Source organism: Devosia pacifica (genome assembly GCF_014652635.1).
Lineage (GTDB): Bacteria > Pseudomonadota > Alphaproteobacteria > Rhizobiales > Devosiaceae > Devosia > Devosia pacifica.
In genome coordinates, this window is the sequence record NZ_BMZE01000001.1 from 437706 (window position 1) to 454762 (window position 17057).

Annotated in this window: 29 protein-coding genes; all 29 read right to left on the reverse strand. The window is 60.0% G+C overall.

The features are described 5' to 3' along the window. Positions 1–28: 28 nt before the first annotated feature. The 29 genes from rpsK to rpsL all read right to left on the reverse strand — a co-directional run bounded on the left by rpsK (position 29) and on the right by rpsL (position 16795). Positions 29–421, reverse strand: coding sequence for a 30S ribosomal protein S11 (gene rpsK, locus IE127_RS02085; RefSeq protein ID WP_189422885.1), 393 nt, complete (start codon positions 419–421; stop codon positions 29–31). A 74-nt stretch (positions 422–495) separates the two neighbouring features. Beyond that, entirely contained in the window at positions 496–864 is a 369-nt protein-coding gene (rpsM, locus tag IE127_RS02090; RefSeq protein ID WP_189422887.1) for a 30S ribosomal protein S13, read from the reverse strand. Positions 865–1044: 180 nt separating this feature from the next. Continuing rightward, a complete protein-coding gene (locus tag IE127_RS02095; RefSeq protein ID WP_189422889.1) occupies positions 1045–1614 on the reverse strand; it encodes an adenylate kinase in 570 nt (189 codons plus the stop codon). Continuing rightward, a complete protein-coding gene (gene secY / locus IE127_RS02100; RefSeq protein WP_189422891.1) occupies positions 1611–2948 on the reverse strand; it encodes a preprotein translocase subunit SecY in 1338 nt (445 codons plus the stop codon). The genes IE127_RS02095 and secY overlap by 4 nt, the downstream gene beginning before the upstream one ends. A gap of 139 nt (positions 2949–3087) precedes the next feature. After that, positions 3088–3567, reverse strand: a complete 480-nt coding sequence (rplO, locus tag IE127_RS02105) for a 50S ribosomal protein L15 (protein WP_189422893.1) — start codon at positions 3565–3567, stop codon at positions 3088–3090. 17 nt (positions 3568–3584) lie between these two features. Beyond that, positions 3585–3773, reverse strand: a complete 189-nt coding sequence (rpmD, locus tag IE127_RS02110; RefSeq protein ID WP_189422895.1) for a 50S ribosomal protein L30 — start codon at positions 3771–3773, stop codon at positions 3585–3587. A gap of 16 nt (positions 3774–3789) precedes the next feature. Next, positions 3790–4323 (reverse strand): 30S ribosomal protein S5, encoded by a 534-nt coding sequence (gene rpsE, locus IE127_RS02115; protein ID WP_189422897.1) that lies wholly within the window; start codon positions 4321–4323, stop codon positions 3790–3792. A gap of 22 nt (positions 4324–4345) precedes the next feature. Beyond that, entirely contained in the window at positions 4346–4708 is a 363-nt protein-coding gene (rplR, locus tag IE127_RS02120) for a 50S ribosomal protein L18 (RefSeq protein WP_189422899.1), read from the reverse strand. 12 nt (positions 4709–4720) lie between these two features. Continuing rightward, positions 4721–5254: a 50S ribosomal protein L6 gene (rplF, locus tag IE127_RS02125; RefSeq protein ID WP_189422901.1), complete on the reverse strand. Its 534-nt coding sequence runs from the start codon at positions 5252–5254 to the stop codon at positions 4721–4723. Positions 5255–5320: 66 nt separating this feature from the next. Continuing rightward, positions 5321–5719 carry a 30S ribosomal protein S8 gene (rpsH, locus tag IE127_RS02130; RefSeq protein ID WP_189422902.1) on the reverse strand — a complete coding sequence of 133 codons (399 nt, stop codon included), beginning with the start codon at positions 5717–5719 and terminating at the stop codon, positions 5321–5323. A gap of 13 nt (positions 5720–5732) precedes the next feature. Beyond that, the gene (rpsN, locus tag IE127_RS02135; protein ID WP_189422903.1) at positions 5733–6038 is read right to left on the reverse strand and encodes a 30S ribosomal protein S14; all 306 of its coding nucleotides are present in this window, start codon (positions 6036–6038) and stop codon (positions 5733–5735) included. Positions 6039–6068: 30 nt separating this feature from the next. Beyond that, positions 6069–6626, reverse strand: coding sequence for a 50S ribosomal protein L5 (gene rplE / locus IE127_RS02140; protein ID WP_189422904.1), 558 nt, complete (start codon positions 6624–6626; stop codon positions 6069–6071). Further along, complete coding sequence (gene rplX, locus IE127_RS02145) at positions 6619–6930, reverse strand: 50S ribosomal protein L24 (RefSeq protein ID WP_189422905.1); 312 nt, start codon at positions 6928–6930, stop codon at positions 6619–6621. The genes rplE and rplX overlap by 8 nt, the downstream gene beginning before the upstream one ends. After that, a complete protein-coding gene (gene rplN / locus IE127_RS02150) occupies positions 6930–7298 on the reverse strand; it encodes a 50S ribosomal protein L14 (protein WP_189422906.1) in 369 nt (122 codons plus the stop codon). Before rplN ends, rplX begins: the two co-directional genes overlap by 1 nt. A gap of 67 nt (positions 7299–7365) precedes the next feature. After that, positions 7366–7599, reverse strand: a complete 234-nt coding sequence (gene rpsQ, locus IE127_RS02155) for a 30S ribosomal protein S17 (protein ID WP_189422907.1) — start codon at positions 7597–7599, stop codon at positions 7366–7368. A 12-nt stretch (positions 7600–7611) separates the two neighbouring features. Next, positions 7612–7806, reverse strand: a complete 195-nt coding sequence (gene rpmC / locus IE127_RS02160; protein WP_189422908.1) for a 50S ribosomal protein L29 — start codon at positions 7804–7806, stop codon at positions 7612–7614. A gap of 12 nt (positions 7807–7818) precedes the next feature. Beyond that, positions 7819–8232: a 50S ribosomal protein L16 gene (rplP, locus tag IE127_RS02165; protein ID WP_189422909.1), complete on the reverse strand. Its 414-nt coding sequence runs from the start codon at positions 8230–8232 to the stop codon at positions 7819–7821. A 14-nt stretch (positions 8233–8246) separates the two neighbouring features. Then, positions 8247–8954 carry a 30S ribosomal protein S3 gene (rpsC, locus tag IE127_RS02170; RefSeq protein WP_189422911.1) on the reverse strand — a complete coding sequence of 236 codons (708 nt, stop codon included), beginning with the start codon at positions 8952–8954 and terminating at the stop codon, positions 8247–8249. Further along, entirely contained in the window at positions 8954–9334 is a 381-nt protein-coding gene (rplV, locus tag IE127_RS02175) for a 50S ribosomal protein L22 (protein WP_189422913.1), read from the reverse strand. Before rplV ends, rpsC begins: the two co-directional genes overlap by 1 nt. Before the next feature lie 2 nt (positions 9335–9336). Further along, the gene (rpsS, locus tag IE127_RS02180) at positions 9337–9615 is read right to left on the reverse strand and encodes a 30S ribosomal protein S19 (RefSeq protein WP_189422915.1); all 279 of its coding nucleotides are present in this window, start codon (positions 9613–9615) and stop codon (positions 9337–9339) included. A gap of 3 nt (positions 9616–9618) precedes the next feature. Further along, positions 9619–10458, reverse strand: coding sequence for a 50S ribosomal protein L2 (gene rplB / locus IE127_RS02185; protein WP_189422917.1), 840 nt, complete (start codon positions 10456–10458; stop codon positions 9619–9621). An 18-nt stretch (positions 10459–10476) separates the two neighbouring features. Then, a complete protein-coding gene (locus tag IE127_RS02190) occupies positions 10477–10770 on the reverse strand; it encodes a 50S ribosomal protein L23 (protein ID WP_189422919.1) in 294 nt (97 codons plus the stop codon). Beyond that, positions 10767–11408, reverse strand: a complete 642-nt coding sequence (gene rplD / locus IE127_RS02195) for a 50S ribosomal protein L4 (protein ID WP_189422921.1) — start codon at positions 11406–11408, stop codon at positions 10767–10769. The genes IE127_RS02190 and rplD overlap by 4 nt, the downstream gene beginning before the upstream one ends. Continuing rightward, positions 11409–12110, reverse strand: coding sequence for a 50S ribosomal protein L3 (rplC, locus tag IE127_RS02200; protein WP_189422923.1), 702 nt, complete (start codon positions 12108–12110; stop codon positions 11409–11411). Positions 12111–12194: 84 nt separating this feature from the next. Then, on the reverse strand, positions 12195–12503 hold the full coding sequence (rpsJ, locus tag IE127_RS02205; protein WP_189422924.1) for a 30S ribosomal protein S10: 309 nt from the start codon (positions 12501–12503) through the stop codon (positions 12195–12197). A 69-nt stretch (positions 12504–12572) separates the two neighbouring features. Continuing rightward, positions 12573–13763 carry an elongation factor Tu gene (gene tuf, locus IE127_RS02210; protein WP_189422925.1) on the reverse strand — a complete coding sequence of 397 codons (1191 nt, stop codon included), beginning with the start codon at positions 13761–13763 and terminating at the stop codon, positions 12573–12575. A 72-nt stretch (positions 13764–13835) separates the two neighbouring features. Continuing rightward, positions 13836–15926, reverse strand: coding sequence for an elongation factor G (gene fusA / locus IE127_RS02215; RefSeq protein ID WP_189422926.1), 2091 nt, complete (start codon positions 15924–15926; stop codon positions 13836–13838). 12 nt (positions 15927–15938) lie between these two features. Continuing rightward, the gene (rpsG, locus tag IE127_RS02220) at positions 15939–16409 is read right to left on the reverse strand and encodes a 30S ribosomal protein S7 (protein ID WP_189422927.1); all 471 of its coding nucleotides are present in this window, start codon (positions 16407–16409) and stop codon (positions 15939–15941) included. Positions 16410–16423: 14 nt separating this feature from the next. After that, on the reverse strand, positions 16424–16795 hold the full coding sequence (rpsL, locus tag IE127_RS02225; protein WP_189422928.1) for a 30S ribosomal protein S12: 372 nt from the start codon (positions 16793–16795) through the stop codon (positions 16424–16426). Positions 16796–17057: the final 262 nt, after the last annotated feature.

Consider the following 17057-nt stretch of genomic DNA (forward strand, 5'->3'; position numbering starts at 1 on the left):
GGCAGGCCGGGAGTCCAGGGGCGTCTGACTAGACGCGGCGCCGCTTGCGCGGACGGCAGCCATTGTGCGGAATTGCGGTCACGTCACGGATCGAGGTGACGCTGAAACCGGCCGCCTGAAGTGCACGAAGCGCCGATTCACGCCCCGAACCGGGACCACGAACCTCGACCTCAAGGGTCTTCATGCCGTGTTCCTGAGCCTTCTTAGCAGCATCTTCAGCCGCAACCTGCGCGGCGTACGGGGTCGACTTGCGCGAACCCTTGAAGCCCATCACGCCCGACGAGGACCACGAAATCGTGTTGCCCTGCATGTCGGCGATGGTGATCATCGTATTATTGAAGGAGGCGTTCACGTGGGCCACGCCCGACGTGATATTCTTGCGTTCCTTGCGGCGAACGCGTGTAGTCTCGGTCTTTGCCATTTAAGTCCTCAGTTCGATATCAGCGCTGCCGTCAGCCGAATGCCCCGGCAGCTACATCGTGGATCCAGCGGATCCTATTTCTTCTTGCCGGCGATCGCCTTAGCGGGGCCCTTGCGGGTACGCGCATTGGTATGCGTGCGCTGACCGCGAACAGGAAGGCCGCGGCGATGACGCAGGCCACGGTAGTTGCCCAGATCCATCAAGCGCTTGATGTTCATCGCCACGCTGCGACGCAGATCGCCTTCAACGATATAATCGCGGTCGATCGTCTCGCGGATCTGAATGACTTCAGCGTCGGTCAACTCATTGACACGGCGCTCGGCGGGAATGCCCACCTTCTCACAGATATCGACAGCAAACTTGTCACCGATACCGTGAATGTACTGAAGCGCGATAACCACGCGCTTGTTCGTCGGGATATTGACGCCAGCAATACGAGCCACGCCTGCTCTCCTTCATTCAACGCGGACCACCTGGATGCGCGTCGTTAAACAACAAGGGACCGGACTTCGACCCCCAACCAATTGAGGAACCGAATCCAGTCCAAAAATCCGTGAGACTGGTGCGGTTCTTTAAGGACAAGGCTTGACACTGTCAACAGGCCCGCCTTGCCTTTATTCGTTTCAGCGTCCGAGCGACGCCTTAATCGAAGCGGTGACTTCATCCACCGGCTTCATGCCGTCAACCGGCTTCAGAAGACCTTTGCCGCGGTAGAATTCTACCAGCGGCGCTGTCTGCCCCTTGTAGACCTCGAGGCGCTTGCGCAGCACTTCCTCATTGTCGTCGGCGCGAGCACCGCCACTTTCCTTGGCACGATTCTTAACGCGCTCGACAAGCGTATCGGCATCGGCCTGAACCTCGATAACGGCATCGAGCTGCATGCCCTTTTCCTCAAGCATGGCCTCAAGCGCTTCCGCCTGGGCGATGGTGCGCGGGAAGCCGTCAAGGATGAAGCCCGGCTTGCAATCCTCGGCATCGAGCCGCTCCGACACAATGCCGTTGACGATATCGTCTGAAACCAGGTCGCCGCGATCGACGATGGCCTTGGCTTCCAACCCCAGCGGGGTCTTCTCCGCGATAGCGCCGCGCAGAATATCTCCGGTCGATAGATGCGGAATGCCATACTCCGCGATCAGGATCTTTGCCTGTGTGCCCTTGCCTGCCCCCGGCGGGCCCAAAAGGATCAGCCTCATCGGCGTCGCCCTCCCCCAAGTCTCGATTTCTTGACCAGCCCTTCGTACTGCTGGGCGATCAGATGGCTCTGAATTTGGCTGATGGTATCAAGCGTCACCGTCACCATGATGAGCAGCGACGTACCGCCGATGAACTGGCTGACACTGAGCTGGCTCACCAGAACTTCCGGAATAAGCGCAACAACCGCAAGGTAGGCTGCACCGACGACGGTGATACGCGTCAGCACGTAATCGATGTGCTGGGCCGTACGCTCACCTGGGCGAATGCCAGGGATGAAGCCGCCTGAGCGCTTCAGATTGTCAGCAGTCTCCGTCGGGTTGAACACGATTGCCGTGTAAAAGAACGCGAAGAAGATGATCAGCGCGGCAAACAGAGCCAGATAGAGAGGCTGACCGCGACCGAGCAGAGCTGTAATGGTCGTCAGCCAGCCGGGAGCATTCCCCTGCGCGGCGAACGACGCGATGGTGGCAGGCAACAGCAGCAGCGAAGACCCGAAAATCACCGGAATAACACCGGCAGTGTTCAGCTTGAGCGGCAGGTGCGAGGTATCGCCCTGGAACATCTTGTTGCCCACTTGGCGCTTTGGATACTGGATCAGCAAGCGACGCTGGGCGCGTTCGAAGAATACGATGACGGCGATGACCGCCACGGCAAGAACCAGGAGCCCGACACCAGCCCAGGCCGGCAGAGCGCCGGTTCTGCTGAGCTCGAGCGTCTGCGCCACCGTGCCAGGCAGGTTCGCGACGATACCGGCGAAAATGATCAACGAAATACCATTGCCGACACCGCGGGCGGTGATCTGCTCACCAAGCCACATCAGGAACATCGTACCGCCGACGAGCGTGATGACGGTCGAAAGGCGGAAGAACCAGCCCGGATCGAGTACCACGCCAGGACTCGATTCCAGCCCTACGGCGATGCCGTATGCCTGCACAGAACAGAACACGACCGCCAGGTAGCGCGTGTACTGGTTCATCTTGCGGCGACCCGCCTCGCCTTCCTTCTTCAACTGCTCGAGCCGAGGGATGGCTGTGGCCATGACCTGCACCACGATCGATGCGGTAATGTAGGGAATAAGATTGAGCGCAAAGATCGCCATGCGTTCGACGGCACCGCCGGCGAACATGTTGAACATGCCGATAATGCCCTGCTGGCTTTGCTCAAACGTCGCCCGGAAGGCATCAGGATCGATGCCGGGAACGGGAATGAAAGTACCCAGACGATAGACAAGCAGCGCGCCCAGTGTGAACCAGATGCGCTGCTGCAGGGCTTTCGCCTTCGAAAATGTCGAGAAATTGAGATTTCTGGCCAGCTGTTCGGCTGCGGACGCCATTAATCGCTCCCTTGGCGTGGGTGCCCACTATCTGCCGAAGCAGAGGACACTCCAATCTGTCATTTAGCGCACCAGAACGCGCAGGACGGGCTCACCCGCCTGCGCGTCGATGCTCCAGAGGCCAGGCGCGGGGCCGAGATTACTCGGCCGATGCGTCTACTGCCATTTCGACCTTGCCGCCCGCAGCCTCGATGGCCTCACGAGCACCCTTGGTCGCATAGTCAACCTTGAAGGACACCTTCTGCGTGGTGAAACCTTCAGATCCGATCAGGCGCACGCCGTCCTTGGCACGACGGATAACGCCGGCGGCAACCAGTGCGTCGGTGTCGATCACCTGCTTGGCGTCCAGCTTGCCGCTGTCGATGTAGCCCTGGATGCGATCAATACGGACCGCATTCCACTTCGAGGGATTATACGCATTGAAGCCACGCTTCGGCATGCGCATGTGCAGTGGCATCTGGCCACCCTCGAAGCCGTTGATGGCAACACCCGAGCGCGCCGTCTGGCCCTTGCCGCCGCGGCCGCCGGTCTTGCCCTTACCCGAACCGATGCCCCGCCCGATGCGGATGCGGGACTTCGACGAGCCGGGGTTGTCGCGGAGTTCGTTCAAACGGGTCATATCGGGACCTTACCTTCTCACTCGCCGACGATGCGGACGAGGTGCGGAATCTTGCGGACCATGCCACGAACGTCGGGCGTGTCTGCAAGCTCGCGCTTCTTGTTCATCTTGTTCAGCCCGAGCCCGATCAGGGTCGCGCGCTGCGATTTGTCGCGACGGATCGGCGAACCGATCTGCTCGACAACGATGGTCTTAGCGTTGGCCATTCTTTGTCTCCGTCACTCAGGCTTCAACGGCGATTTCGCCGCGACGAGCCTGAAGCTCCGAGACCTTGAGGCCCCGGCGCGCCGCAACCGAGCGCGGGCTGTCCACGCGCTTGAGAGCGTCAAACGTGGCTCGCACCATGTTGTAGGGGTTCGCCGTGCCCTGGGACTTGGCGACGATATCGTTGATTCCGAGCGTCTCGAACACTGCACGCATCGGACCACCGGCAATGATACCCGTACCGGGCACAGCTGCACGCAGGATCACCTTACCGGCGCCGTGGCGACCGGCCACATCGTGGTGCAGCGTACGCGCATCGCGCAGCGGCACACGGATCATCTGACGCTTGGCCTGCTCGGTTGCCTTGCGGATCGCTTCCGGCACTTCGCGCGCCTTGCCGTGTCCGAAGCCAACGCGGCCCTTCTGATCGCCAACCACAACAAGAGCGGCGAAGCCGAAGCGACGGCCACCCTTGACCACCTTGGCAACGCGGTTGATGTGAACCAGGCGATCAACGAATTCGCTATCGCGTTCCTGAACGTCTCTGCTCATAATGTTTCTTTCCTCAGCCGCGCTAGAACTGCAGGCCGCCTTCACGGGCGGCGTCTGCGAGGGCCTTCACACGGCCATGATAGATGTAGCTGCCACGATCAAAGACAACCTGCGAAACCCCGGCCTGGCAGCCACGTTCGGCGATCAGCTTGCCGATGCGGGCCGCTGCGTCGGTTGTGGAGCCGTTCTTGACCTCGGACTTGACGTCCTTGTCGAGGGTCGATGCCGCAGCCAACGTGCGCCCCGAGGCGTCGTCGATGATCTGCGCATAGATGTTCTTGTCGGAGCGGAAGACCGAGAGCCGCGGACGGCCGTTGGCACGGGCCCTGAGCGCCTTGCGCACGCGAGCCTTGCGACGGGCCGCTCCCTTTGCACTGATTGCCATATCCGGCGCTCCTTACTTCTTCTTGCCTTCTTTGCGGAAGACCTGCTCATCCGCATACCGTACACCCTTGCCCTTGTAGGGCTCAGGCGGGCGCCACTCACGAATATTCGATGCCACCTGGCCGACCTGCTGCTTGTCGATGCCCGAGATCACGATCTCGGTCGGCGTCGGCGTTGCCAGCGTGATTCCTTCAGGAGCCTGATAGACCACTTCGTGGCTGAAGCCCAGCGACAGCTTCACGTCCCTGCCCTGCATGGCAGCGCGATAACCGACGCCCTGGATCGCCAGGCGCTTCTCGAAGCCGTTGGAGACCCCGGTGACCATGTTCTGGATCAACGCGCGCGTCGTGCCCCAGGCCGCCCGAGCCTTGCTGGAGTCGTTGTTCGGCGTAACCACGACACCGTCATCGGAGTTCTCGACCGAGACGTTGTCCATCAGCATCATGCTGAGTTCGCCCTTCGGGCCCTTGGCGGATACGGAGCGACCATCAATCGCGACCGTCACACCGCTCACCGGAGCAACCGGCTTCTTGCCAGTACGTGACATTTCATAAACCTTTTGAGTAATCGTCTTACCCGCATTCCAGAATACGCCCGCCGAACGGGCGCAGCACTAGAACACGCGGCAGAGTACCTCACCACCAACATTGGCCGCGCGCGCTTCGTGATCGGCCATCACACCCTTCGGGGTGCTCAGGATCGACACGCCAAGCCCATTAGCGACCGACGGAATATTGCGGACCGACGCATACACGCGACGTCCAGGACGCGAAACCCTCTGGATCTCGCGGATGACCGGATCGTTCTCAGAATACTTGAGTTCGATCTCGTATTCGGCAGCGCCGTTCTCGAACTTGACCTCGCTGTAGCCGCGGATGAATCCTTCGGACTGCAGCACGTCGAGCACACGACCACGGATATTGGAAGCCGGAGTAGTCACCGAGTTCTTGCGACGCATCTGCGCATTGCGGATGCGGGTCAGCATATCCCCGATCGGATCTGTAAGGCTCATCTTCTTTTTCTCCTTACCAGCTCGACTTAACCAGGCCCGGGATCATTCCCATGTTGCCCAGTTCGCGCAGTGCCACACGGCTCAGATTGAGCTTGCGGTAGTACCCACGCGGACGGCCGGTCACTTCACAGCGGTTGCGCACGCGCACCGGCGACGAATTGCGGGGCAACTCGGCCAGTTTGAGCTGAGCGGCAAAACGCTGCTCCATGGACAAGCTCTGGTCCTTGGTGATTGCCTTGAGAGCGGCGCGCTTCGCAGCGGTCCGCTTCGCAGCGGCGGCGCGCTGCTTGTTCTTTTCGATGGAGCTGGTCTTTGCCATATCCTGTTCCTTGTCCCTTCCCTCTTGCGCCTACTGGCGGAATGGGAAGTTGAAACCCTTCAAGAGCGCACGAGCTTCGTCGTCCGTCTTGGCGGTCGTCGCAATGATGATGTCCATGCCCCAGATCTGATCGACCTGGTCATAGTTGATTTCCGGGAAAACGATGTGTTCCCGAATACCCATGGCGTAGTTGCCACGGCCATCGAACGACTTGGGGTTGAGCCCGCGGAAGTCACGAACGCGCGGCAACGCAATGTTCACCAGGCGATCGAGGAATTCGTACATGCGCTGCTTGCGCAGCGTAACCTTGACGCCGATCGGCATGTCTTCACGAACCTTGAAGCCGGCGATCGACTTGCGGGCACGGGTGATGACAGGCTTCTGACCGCTGATGCGTTCGAGATCGGCGGCAGCAGAACGGATCTTCTTGGAATCCGCAACGGCTTCACCGACGCCCATGTTCAGCACGATCTTCTCGAGCCGCGGCAGCTGCATGACGTTCGAATAACCGAACTGCTCGGACAGCGCCTTCTTGATGTTTTCGTCATACTCGGTCCGGAGCCGAGGGACATAAGCTGTCTCAGCCATCGATTGCATCTCCGGTGGTCTTGGCGACGCGGCTCTTAACCCCGTCCTTGATCTGGAAACCGACACGCGACGGCTTGCCGTTAGCATCGGCGACGGCCAGGTTCGAAAGGTGAATCGGCGCTTCCTTGGTGAAGATGCCGGCCTCATTAGATGGCGTCTGACGCTGATGGCGACGAACCAGGTTCACGCCCTGGACTAGTGCGCGCGTTTCGGACGGAATGACCTCAAGGACCTGGCCAGTCTTGCCCTTGTCCTTGCCGGCCAGGACGACAACCTTGTCGCCCTTTTTAATCTTGGCAGCCATTACAGCACCTCTGGGGCGAGCGAGATGATCTTCATGTGGTTGCGTGCGCGCAGTTCGCGCGGCACTGGCCCGAAGATACGTGTGCCGACCGGTTCCTTCTGATTGTTGATCAGAACCGCGGCGTTCTTGTCGAAGCGGATCACGGTGCCATCGGGGCGGCGGATGTCGTATGCGGTGCGAACCACCACAGCCTTCATCACCTGGCCCTTCTTAACACGGCCACGCGGAATCGCGTCCTTCACCGAGACGACGATGATATCGCCAACCGATGCGTACTTGCGATGCGAGCCGCCCAGCACCTTGATGCACATAACACGACGAGCGCCGGAATTGTCCGCGACGTCGAGATTGGATTGCATCTGAATCATGACTGGATGCCTTCTTGTTGAGCCGGCCCACCGTCCCCGGCTCGCCGACCTAAATCTCTAAAATTCACTACGCCTGCGGAACAAGCGACCAACGCTTGGTCTTGGACTTCGGTGCGCATTCTTCAATCGACACCGCATCCCCTATTTGGGCCGTATTGGCCTCGTCATGGGCGTGGTACTTCTTGGAACGGCGAACCGTCTTCTTCAGCAGCGGGTGGGTAAAGCGACGCTCAACGCGCACCACCACCGTCTTATCAGTTGCGTTGGAGACGACAGTCCCCTGCAAGACACGTTTTGGCATTGGGGCCGCTCCTTACTTCGCTGCGGTCTTCTCGGCCAGGATCGTCTTGATCCGCGCGATATCGCGGCGGACCTGACGCACCCGGGCCGGAGCTTCCAGCTGCTGGGTTGCCTGCTGGAAACGCAGGTTGAACTGTTCCTTCTTCAGGTTCACGAGCTCGCTCTTCAGCTCGTCTGCGGTCTTCGCCCGCACATCACTGGCATTCATAGCTCGCGGTCCTTAGTCGATAATCCGCGTCACGACACGGGTCGTAACCGGAAGCTTCATGGCACCGAGACGCAGCGCTTCACGCGCAACATCTTCCGGCACACCGTCAATCTCGAACATGATACGGCCGGGTTTGACGCGAGCAGCCCAATATTCAATCGAGCCCTTGCCTTTACCCATGCGTACTTCAGTCGGCTTCTGCGAAACCGGCAGATCCGGGAACACCCGGATCCACACGCGACCCTGGCGCTTCATTTCGCGGGTGATCGCGCGGCGGGCCGCCTCGATCTGCCGCGCGGTCACGCGCTCGGGTTCGGTCGCTTTAAGGCCAAACTGGCCAAAGTTCAAGTCCGTACCGCCCTTGGCATTGCCGTGCAGCCGGCCCTTGTGGGCCTTGCGGAACTTAGTGCGTTTTGGTTGCAGCATAATTCACTACCTTCCTAGCCGGCGGCCTGCTGGCGGCGGCCAGAGCCTTCCCCGCCACCTTCAGTGGCGCGACGCTCATGCGCCATCGGGTCGTGCTCAAGAACTTCACCTTTGAAGATCCAGACCTTGACACCGATGATGCCGTAAGTGGTCTCGGCTTCAGCAACGCCATAGTCGATGTCGGCACGCAGGGTGTGCAGCGGAACGCGACCTTCGCGGTACCATTCGGTACGCGCAATATCGGCACCACCGAGACGACCGCCAACATTCACGCGGATGCCACCGGCACCCATGCGGACCGCAGTCTGCACCGCACGCTTCATGGCACGACGGAATGCAACGCGACGCTCGAGCTGCTGAGCGATACCCTGGGCGACCAGAGTGGCATCGGTCTCGGGCTTGCGCACTTCAACGATGTTCAGGTGAACCTCGCTGTCAGTGAACTTGCGAACCTTGGCGCGCAGCTTGTCGATATCTGCGCCCTTCTTGCCGATCACGATGCCCGGACGGGCAGTGTGGATCGAAACGCGGCACTTGCGGTGCGGACGCTCGATGACGATCTTGGAGACCGCCGCCTGCTTCAGCTCGCGCATCAGCATGTCGCGGATCTTCAGATCTTCCTGCAGAAGCGAGCCATACTCGCCCTTGTTCGCGTACCAACGCGAATCCCAGGTCCGGTTGATCCCGAGACGGAAGCCGATCGGATTGATTTTCTGGCCCATTATGCGGCCTCCTCAGCTTCACGGACAACAATCGTCAGATGCGCGAATGGCTTCAGGATCCGCGAGGAGCGTCCACGGCCCCGTGCGGTGAAGCGCTTCATCACCAGCGAGTTGCCCACATAGGCTTCCTTGACGACGAGCGCATCCGGGTCGAGCCCGTGATTGTTCTCGGCGTTCGCGATCGCGCTTTCCAGCACCTTCTTGACCTGCCCGGAGATCCGCTTGTGCGAGAACTCGAGTTCAGCCATGGCCTTCTCAACGCGCTTGCCGCGGATGAGCTGTGCCACAAGGTTCAACTTCTGCGGGCTGATCCGAACCATACGCAGAACGGCCTTGGCCTCGTTGTCGGCGAGCGCCCGCGGGGTTTTCGACTTACCCATGACTACTTCCTTCTCGCCTTCTTGTCGGCCGCGTGCCCGTAATAGGTGCGCGTCGGAGCGAACTCACCGAACTTGTGGCCGATCATTTCTTCGGACACGAGCACCGGAACATGCTTCTGGCCGTTGTGAACACCAAAGGTGATGCCCACAAACTGCGGCAGGATCGTCGAACGACGGCTCCAGATCTTGATCACTTCGTTACGGCCGCCCTCGCGTGACTTCTCTGCCTTCTTCAGCAGGTAGCCATCAACGAAGGGACCTTTCCAAATCGAACGGGTCATGGCTTAGCGGCCCTTCCTGGTGTGGCGCGAACGGATAATGAACTTATCCGTCGACTTGTTCGTGCGGGTACGCTTGCCCTTGGTCGGCTTGCCCCACGGCGTCACAGGGTGACGACCACCTGAGGTCCGGCCTTCACCACCACCGTGCGGGTGGTCGACAGGGTTCATGGTCACGCCGCGGTTAACCGGCTTCTTGCCGAGCCAACGCTTACGACCGGCCTTGCCGAGCGATGTATTCGAGTGGTCCGGGTTGGACACCGCACCAACGGTTGCGAGGCAGGAACCATGCACGCGGCGCTGCTCACCCGAGTTGAGACGGAGAACCGCCCAGCCCTGGTCGCGACCGACATACTGAGCATAGGCACCGGCGGAGCGGGCGATCTGACCGCCCTTTTTCGGCTTCAGCTCGATGTTGTGCACGATAGTGCCGACCGGCATCCGCTCGAGCGGCATTGCATTGCCCGGCTTGACGTCGACCGTACCCATCGAGGAGACGATCTTGTCGCCGGCCTGCAGACGCTGCGGGGCCAGGATGTAGGCCTGCTCGCCATCGGAGTAGGTTACAAGCGCAATGAACGCGGTCCTGTTAGGATCGTATTCCAAACGCTCGACCGTGCCCTCAACGTCGTACTTGACCCGCTTGAAGTCGACCATGCGGTAGGCGCGCTTGTGCCCGCCGCCACGGTGAAAGGCGGTGATGCGACCAGCGTTGTTGCGTCCGCCCGACTTGGTCAGACCCTGCGTCAGAGCCTTGACCGGCTTGCCAGTCCACAGGCCCGCACGGTTGACCGTGACGAGGTGACGAACACCCTCTGAGGTCGGATTGTAGGTTTTTAGAGCCATTATCTTCTTCTCCCTCCCTTAGAGGCCGGTCGAAATATCGATCGACTGACCGTCGACGAGGGTCACCACGGCTTTCTTGACATCGTTGCGAGCACCGAGCTGGCCGCGGAACCGCTTGACCTTGCCCTTGCGCACGAACGTGTTGACCGCCTTAACCTTCACCGAGAACAGCTGCTCGATCGCAGCCTTGATCTCGGGCTTCGAGGCATCAACCGCGACGTCGAAAACCACCTGATTGTACTCCGAAGCCAGGGTCGACTTTTCAGTCACCACCGGATTGCGGATGATGTCGTATGCAGCGAGCTTGTTCATGCCGACACCTTCTCGGTCTTGTTGAACCGCGCTTCGAGAGCATCGAGAGCCGACTTCGTCAGAACCAGCTTCTGGCGACGAAGGATGTCGACAACGTTGATACCCTGCACCGGCAGAACGTCGATGTGAGGAATGTTCCGCGCGGCAAGCGCGAAGTTCTTATCCACCTCGGTGCCATCGATGATCAGCGCGTTGGTCCATTCCAGCTTGCCGAAAGCCGTGCGCAGACCGGCCGTACGGGCCTCCTGCTGCGCGACACTGTCGACAACAACGAGATCGCCTGCCCGGGCTTTCGCCGAAAGTGCATGCTTGAGAGCAAGCGCGCGAACCTTCTTGGGAAGATCAATCGCATGGCTGCGGGTCTCGGGACCAAAGGCGCGACCACCACCACGGAACTGGGTGACCTTGCGATCGCCGTGACGTGCACCACCGGAGCCCTTCTGGCGAACAAACTTCTTGCCCGTCAGCGAGATATCGGAGCGGTGCTTGACCTGGTGCGTACCGGCCATGGCCTTGAGCTGCTGATAGCGAACCATGCGGTGCAGAAGATCCTGGCGGACTTCCAGACCGAATACGTCGTCTGCCAGCTCAACCTTGCCGGCCGACTTGCCGTCGAGGGTTGTGACCTGGAGTTCCATTTATTTACCTTCCCCCGCAGCTTCCGAGGCCGGCTCGAACGAACCGGGAAGAGCGATACCTTCAGGAGCGGGCCGCTTGACCGCATCGCGGATCTGGATCCAGCCGCCCTTGGCGCCTGGCACCGACCCCTGAACCATGATCAGACCACGCTCAACATCGGTCTTGATGACCTTGACGTTCTGCGTGGTGACGCGCTGGGCACCCATGTGACCAGGCATCTTCTTGTTCTTGAACACCTTGCCGGGGTCCTGGTTCTGACCAGTCGAACCGACGGAACGGTGCGAAACCGACACACCGTGCGAGGCGCGAAGACCACCGAAGTTCCAGCGCTTCATGCCGCCGGCGAAGCCTTTACCGATCGAGGTGCCGGTAACGTCAACAAGCTGGCCTTCAACAAAATGGTCAGCCTTCAACGTGGCGCCAACTTCAATGAGGTTCTCAGCGTCAACGCGGAATTCCGCGACGTGCCGCTTGGGCTCGACCTTGGCCACGGCATACTGGCCACGTGTGGCCTTCGCCAAATTCTTGGCCTTCGCCTGGCCGGCGCCGAGCTGAAGTGCGACGTACCCGTCCTTGTCGGCGGTCCGCTGTCCCACGACCTGGCAATTCTGCAGGCCGAGCACCGTCACCGGAACATCCGATCCATCTTCCGTGAAGATGCGGGTCATGCCCAGCTTTTGTGCGATCAATCCAGAACGCATCGGTTGCTACCTTCTCTATTGAGCGCTGTTCCGGGTCATGTCTTCAGAGGACCCTTTTGCGGAAGAGCGCGGAAACTCAGTCACTCAGAGCTTGATTTCGACGTCCACACCGGCGGCGAGATCGAGCTTCATCAGTGCATCAACCGTCTGAGGAGTTGGATCCACGATATCGAGCAAACGCTTGTGGGTCCGGATCTCGAACTGTTCGCGCGACTTCTTGTCGATGTGCGGCGAACGGTTCACGGTATACTTTTCAATCCGCGTCGGCAGCGGGATGGGGCCACGAACCTGGGCGCCCGTGCGCTTGGCCGTGCTGACGATCTCCCGCGTCGATGTATCGAGCACGCGATGGTCAAAGGCCTTGAGCCGTATGCGAATATTTTGACCGTTCATTTTCAAATCCTGACAAAATGGACTGCGGCGCGCGGATAGCCCCGCGCGCCGCGAGTGTCTTTAGGGTTCTTACTTCAGGATCTTCGCAACCACGCCGGCGCCGACGGTACGGCCACCTTCACGGATAGCGAAGCGGAGCTTCTCTTCCATGGCGATCGGCACGATCAGCTGCACGTTCATGTTCACGTTGTCGCCCGGCATGACCATCTCAGTGCCTTCCGGCAGGGTCACGACGCCAGTCACGTCGGTCGTGCGGAAGTAGAACTGCGGACGGTAGTTACCGAAGAACGGAGTGTGACGGCCGCCTTCTTCCTTGGTCAGGATGTAGGCTTCTGCAACGAAGTCCGTGTGCGGGGTAACCGAACCGGGCTTGCACAGAACCTGACCACGCTCGACCTGCGAACGGTCGATACCGCGGATCAGTGCGCCGATGTTGTCGCCAGCTTCACCCGAGTCGAGCAGCTTGCGGAACATTTCAACGCCGGTAACGGTCGTCTTCTGCGTCGCCTTGATGCCGACGATTTCGACTTCCTCGCCAACCTTGACGATGCCGCGCTCGACACGACCGGTCACAACGGTACCACGACCCGAGATCGAGAACACGTCTTCGATCGGCATCAGGAACGGCTGGTCAACCGGACGCTCCGGCTGCGGAATGTACTCGTCGACAGTCTTCATCAGCTCGAGGATGGCATCGTGGCCGAGCTTCGGATCGCCGTTCTCGAGAGCAACAAGAGCCGAGCCCTTGGTGATCGGAATATCGTCGCCGGGGAACTCGTACGAGCTCAGGAGCTCACGCACTTCCAGCTCGACGAGCTCGAGCAACTCCGGATCGTCGACCATGTCGCACTTGTTGAGGAACACGACGAGAGCCGGAACACCAACCTGACGAGCGAGCAGGATGTGCTCACGGGTCTGGGGCATCGGGCCGTCGGCAGCCGACACGACGAGGATCGCACCGTCCATCTGCGCGGCGCCGGTGATCATGTTCTTCACATAGTCAGCGTGGCCGGGGCAGTCGACGTGAGCATAGTGACGGTTTTCCGTCTCGTACTCGACGTGAGCGGTGTTGATGGTGATGCCGCGGGCCTTCTCTTCGGGCGCAGCGTCGATGTCGGCGTAGTTCTTGAAGAGCGCGCCGCCGGTCTCGGCGAGCACCTTGGTGATCGCTGCAGTCAGCGAGGTCTTGCCATGGTCAACGTGACCGATGGTGCCGATGTTGCAGTGCGGCTTGCTGCGAGAGAACTTTTCCTTCGCCATCGCTTTTCTCCGTAATCGTCAGCGCAAAGGCCGACATTCTTAGATTGACTGTTATTGAGTAGGCTTGCGCTGTTAGGCGTATTTGGCCTGGACTTCGTCCGCGACCGCCTGCGGCACCTGCTCGTAGTGATCGAACTGCATCGTGTACTGAGCACGACCCTGGCTCATCGAGCGCAGCGAGTTCACATAACCGAACATGTTTGCAAGTGGCACGAACGCATTCACGACCTGAACCACACCACGGCCTTCGGTGCCCTGGATCTGACCACGCCGCGAGTTGAGGTCACCAATAACGTCGCCCATATAGTCTTCAGGCGTCGTCACCTCAACCTTCATGATCGGCTCCAGGATACGCGGAGCCGCCTTGCGCAGCGCTTCGTTGAAGCCGGCACGACCGGCGATCTCGAAAGCGAGCACGGAGGAGTCGACGTCGTGGTAGGCGCCATCGAGCAGGGTGACCTTCACGTCGACGATCGGGAACCCGATCAGCGGACCTGAAGCCATCACAGAGCGAACGCCCTTGTCGACACCCGGAATGTACTCGCGCGGGATCGAACCACCAACGATCTTGTTCTCGAACACGAGACCTGCTGCGGGCTCTGCCGGCTCGACCGTCATCTTGACGCGAGCAAACTGACCCGAACCACCCGACTGCTTCTTGTGGGTGTAGTCCACTTCAGCAAGCTTCGTGATCGTCTCACGATACGCGACCTGCGGCTGACCGATATTCGCCTCGACCTTGAACTCGCGCTTCATGCGATCGACGAGAATGTCGAGGTGCAATTCGCCCATGCCCGAGATGATGGTCTGACCGGACTCTTCGTCACTCTTGACGCGGAAGCTCGGATCCTCAGCGGCCAGACGGGCCAAGGCAAGGCTCATCTTTTCCTGGTCGGCTTTTGACTTCGGCTCAACCGAGATGTCGATAACCGGATCCGGGAAGATCATGCGCTCAAGAATAACCTGCGAGTTCGGCACGCACAGCGTGTCACCCGTAGTGGTATCCTTAAGGCCCACGATCGCCACGATATCACCGGCAAACGCCTCGGTGATCTGCTCACGGCTATTCGAGTGCATCTGGAACATACGGCCGACGCGCTCACGCTTGTCCTTGACCGTGTTATGCAGCTGCGCACCGGCTTCGAGCTTGCCCGAATAGATACGGCAGAACGTCAGCGAACCCATGTGCGGGTCGTTTGCGATCTTGAACGCAAGCATGGACAGCGGCTCGTCATCGTCTGCATGACGCTCGATCGGCTCTTCTGTCTTCGCATCGACACCGGCAATAGCTGGAACATCGAGCGGCGACGGAAGGAAATCGATCACGCCATCAAGCAACGGCTGAACGCCCTTGTTCTTGAACGCTGAACCACAGAATACCGGGAAGAAGGCCACATCGCAGGTGCCCTTGCGGATAAGACGACGAATGGTGTCGTTATCCGGCATCTCGCCTTCGAGATAGGCTTCCATGGCAGCATCGTCCACCTCAACGGCGGCTTCGATCATCTGCTCACGATACTTCTCGGCCTGCTCTTTGAGTTCAGCGGGGATCTCGACGATATCCCACTGTGCGCCGAGTTCTTCGTTGCGCCAGATCAGTGCGTTCATCTCGATCAGATCGACAACGCCCTTGAACTCGCTCTCGGCGCCGATCGGCAGCTGCATGACAACAGGCTTCGCACCAAGGCGATCCTGGATCATGTCAACGCAGCGGAAGAAGTCTGCACCGATCTTGTCCATCTTATTGACGAAGATCATGCGCGGGACTTCGTACTTGTCGGCCTGGCGCCAGACAGTCTCGGTCTGCGGCTCGACACCAGCGTTCGCATCGAGCAGCGCAATTGCACCGTCGAGAACGCGGAGCGAACGCTCGACTTCAATGGTGAAGTCAACGTGTCCGGGAGTGTCGATGATGTTGAAGCGGTGCATGGTGCCATCGCGACCCTTCCAGAAGGTCGTCGTGGCAGCCGAGGTAATGGTGATACCCCGCTCCTGCTCCTGCTCCATCCAATCCATGGTCGCAGCGCCGTCATGAACTTCGCCGATCTTGTGGCTCTTGCCGGTATAGAACAACACGCGCTCAGTCGTGGTGGTCTTGCCGGCATCGATGTGAGCCATGATGCCGAAGTTGCGGTAGTGCTTCATAGAATATTCGCGGGCCATAAGGTCCTCCTACTACCAGCGGTAGTGCGAGAAAGCACGGTTGGCATCTGCCATGCGGTGCGTATCTTCGCGTTTCTTGACGGCCTGGCCGCGCCCGTTGAGCGCGTCCATCAGCTCGCCAGACAGGCGCTCGCGCATGGTGTTCTCACCACGCTTGCGGGCACTGTCGATCAGCCAACGGATGGCCAGAGCCTGCTGACGGTCTGTACGAACCTCGACCGGCACCTGATAGGTGGCACCGCCAACGCGGCGGGAGCGAACTTCGACGGCGGGACGAATGTTATCGAGAGCGCCGTGGAAGACCTCGATCGGGTCCTGCTTGATCTTGGCCTGCACGATGTCGAAAGCGCCGTAGACAATGCTCTCGGCGGCCGACTTCTTGCCGTCCTTCATCAGCGAGTTCATGAACTTGGTGACGATGATATCCCCGAACTTTGGATCGGGGAGAACGTCACGCTTTTCTGCACGGTGGCGACGGGACATGACTCGATATCTCCTTACTTCGGCCGCTTCGCGCCGTACTTCGAACGGCGCTGCCTGCGGTCCTTCACGCTCTGCGTGTCGAGGACACCGCGGAGCACGTGATAACGGACACCCGGAAGGTCACGAACGCGACCGCCACGGATCAGAACCACGGAGTGCTCCTGCAAATTGTGCCCCTCACCGGGGATATAGGAGATCACTTCACGGGCGTTGGTCAGGCGAACCTTTGCCACCTTGCGCAGAGCCGAGTTCGGCTTCTTGGGCGTGGTGGTGTATACACGCGAGCAAACCCCACGCTTTTGCGGGTTCGCTTCCATCGCCGGGACCTTGTTCCGCTTCGGCTTCGACGAGCGAGGCTTGCGGATCAACTGATTAATGGTCGGCATCGAGCTCTTTCCATCGTCCAAAATTCAATTCGATCGCGATACAAGCAAACCAAATCGGCGCCCGCCCGTGGCTTTCAGCCCGGCGGCGCCTCAATTGCAGGGGACCATCGCCCGAGGACGACAGTCATGCGTACAACGATTTGCTCGTCTATCTACCTGACAGTGTGTTTGAAAGTCCCGGATGCCCGCGCTAGGTGGCAGGAACCCAAAGCGACAATCACGACCGACCGCTAAGGTAGGCGCTGTTTACTTGCCGACTCTC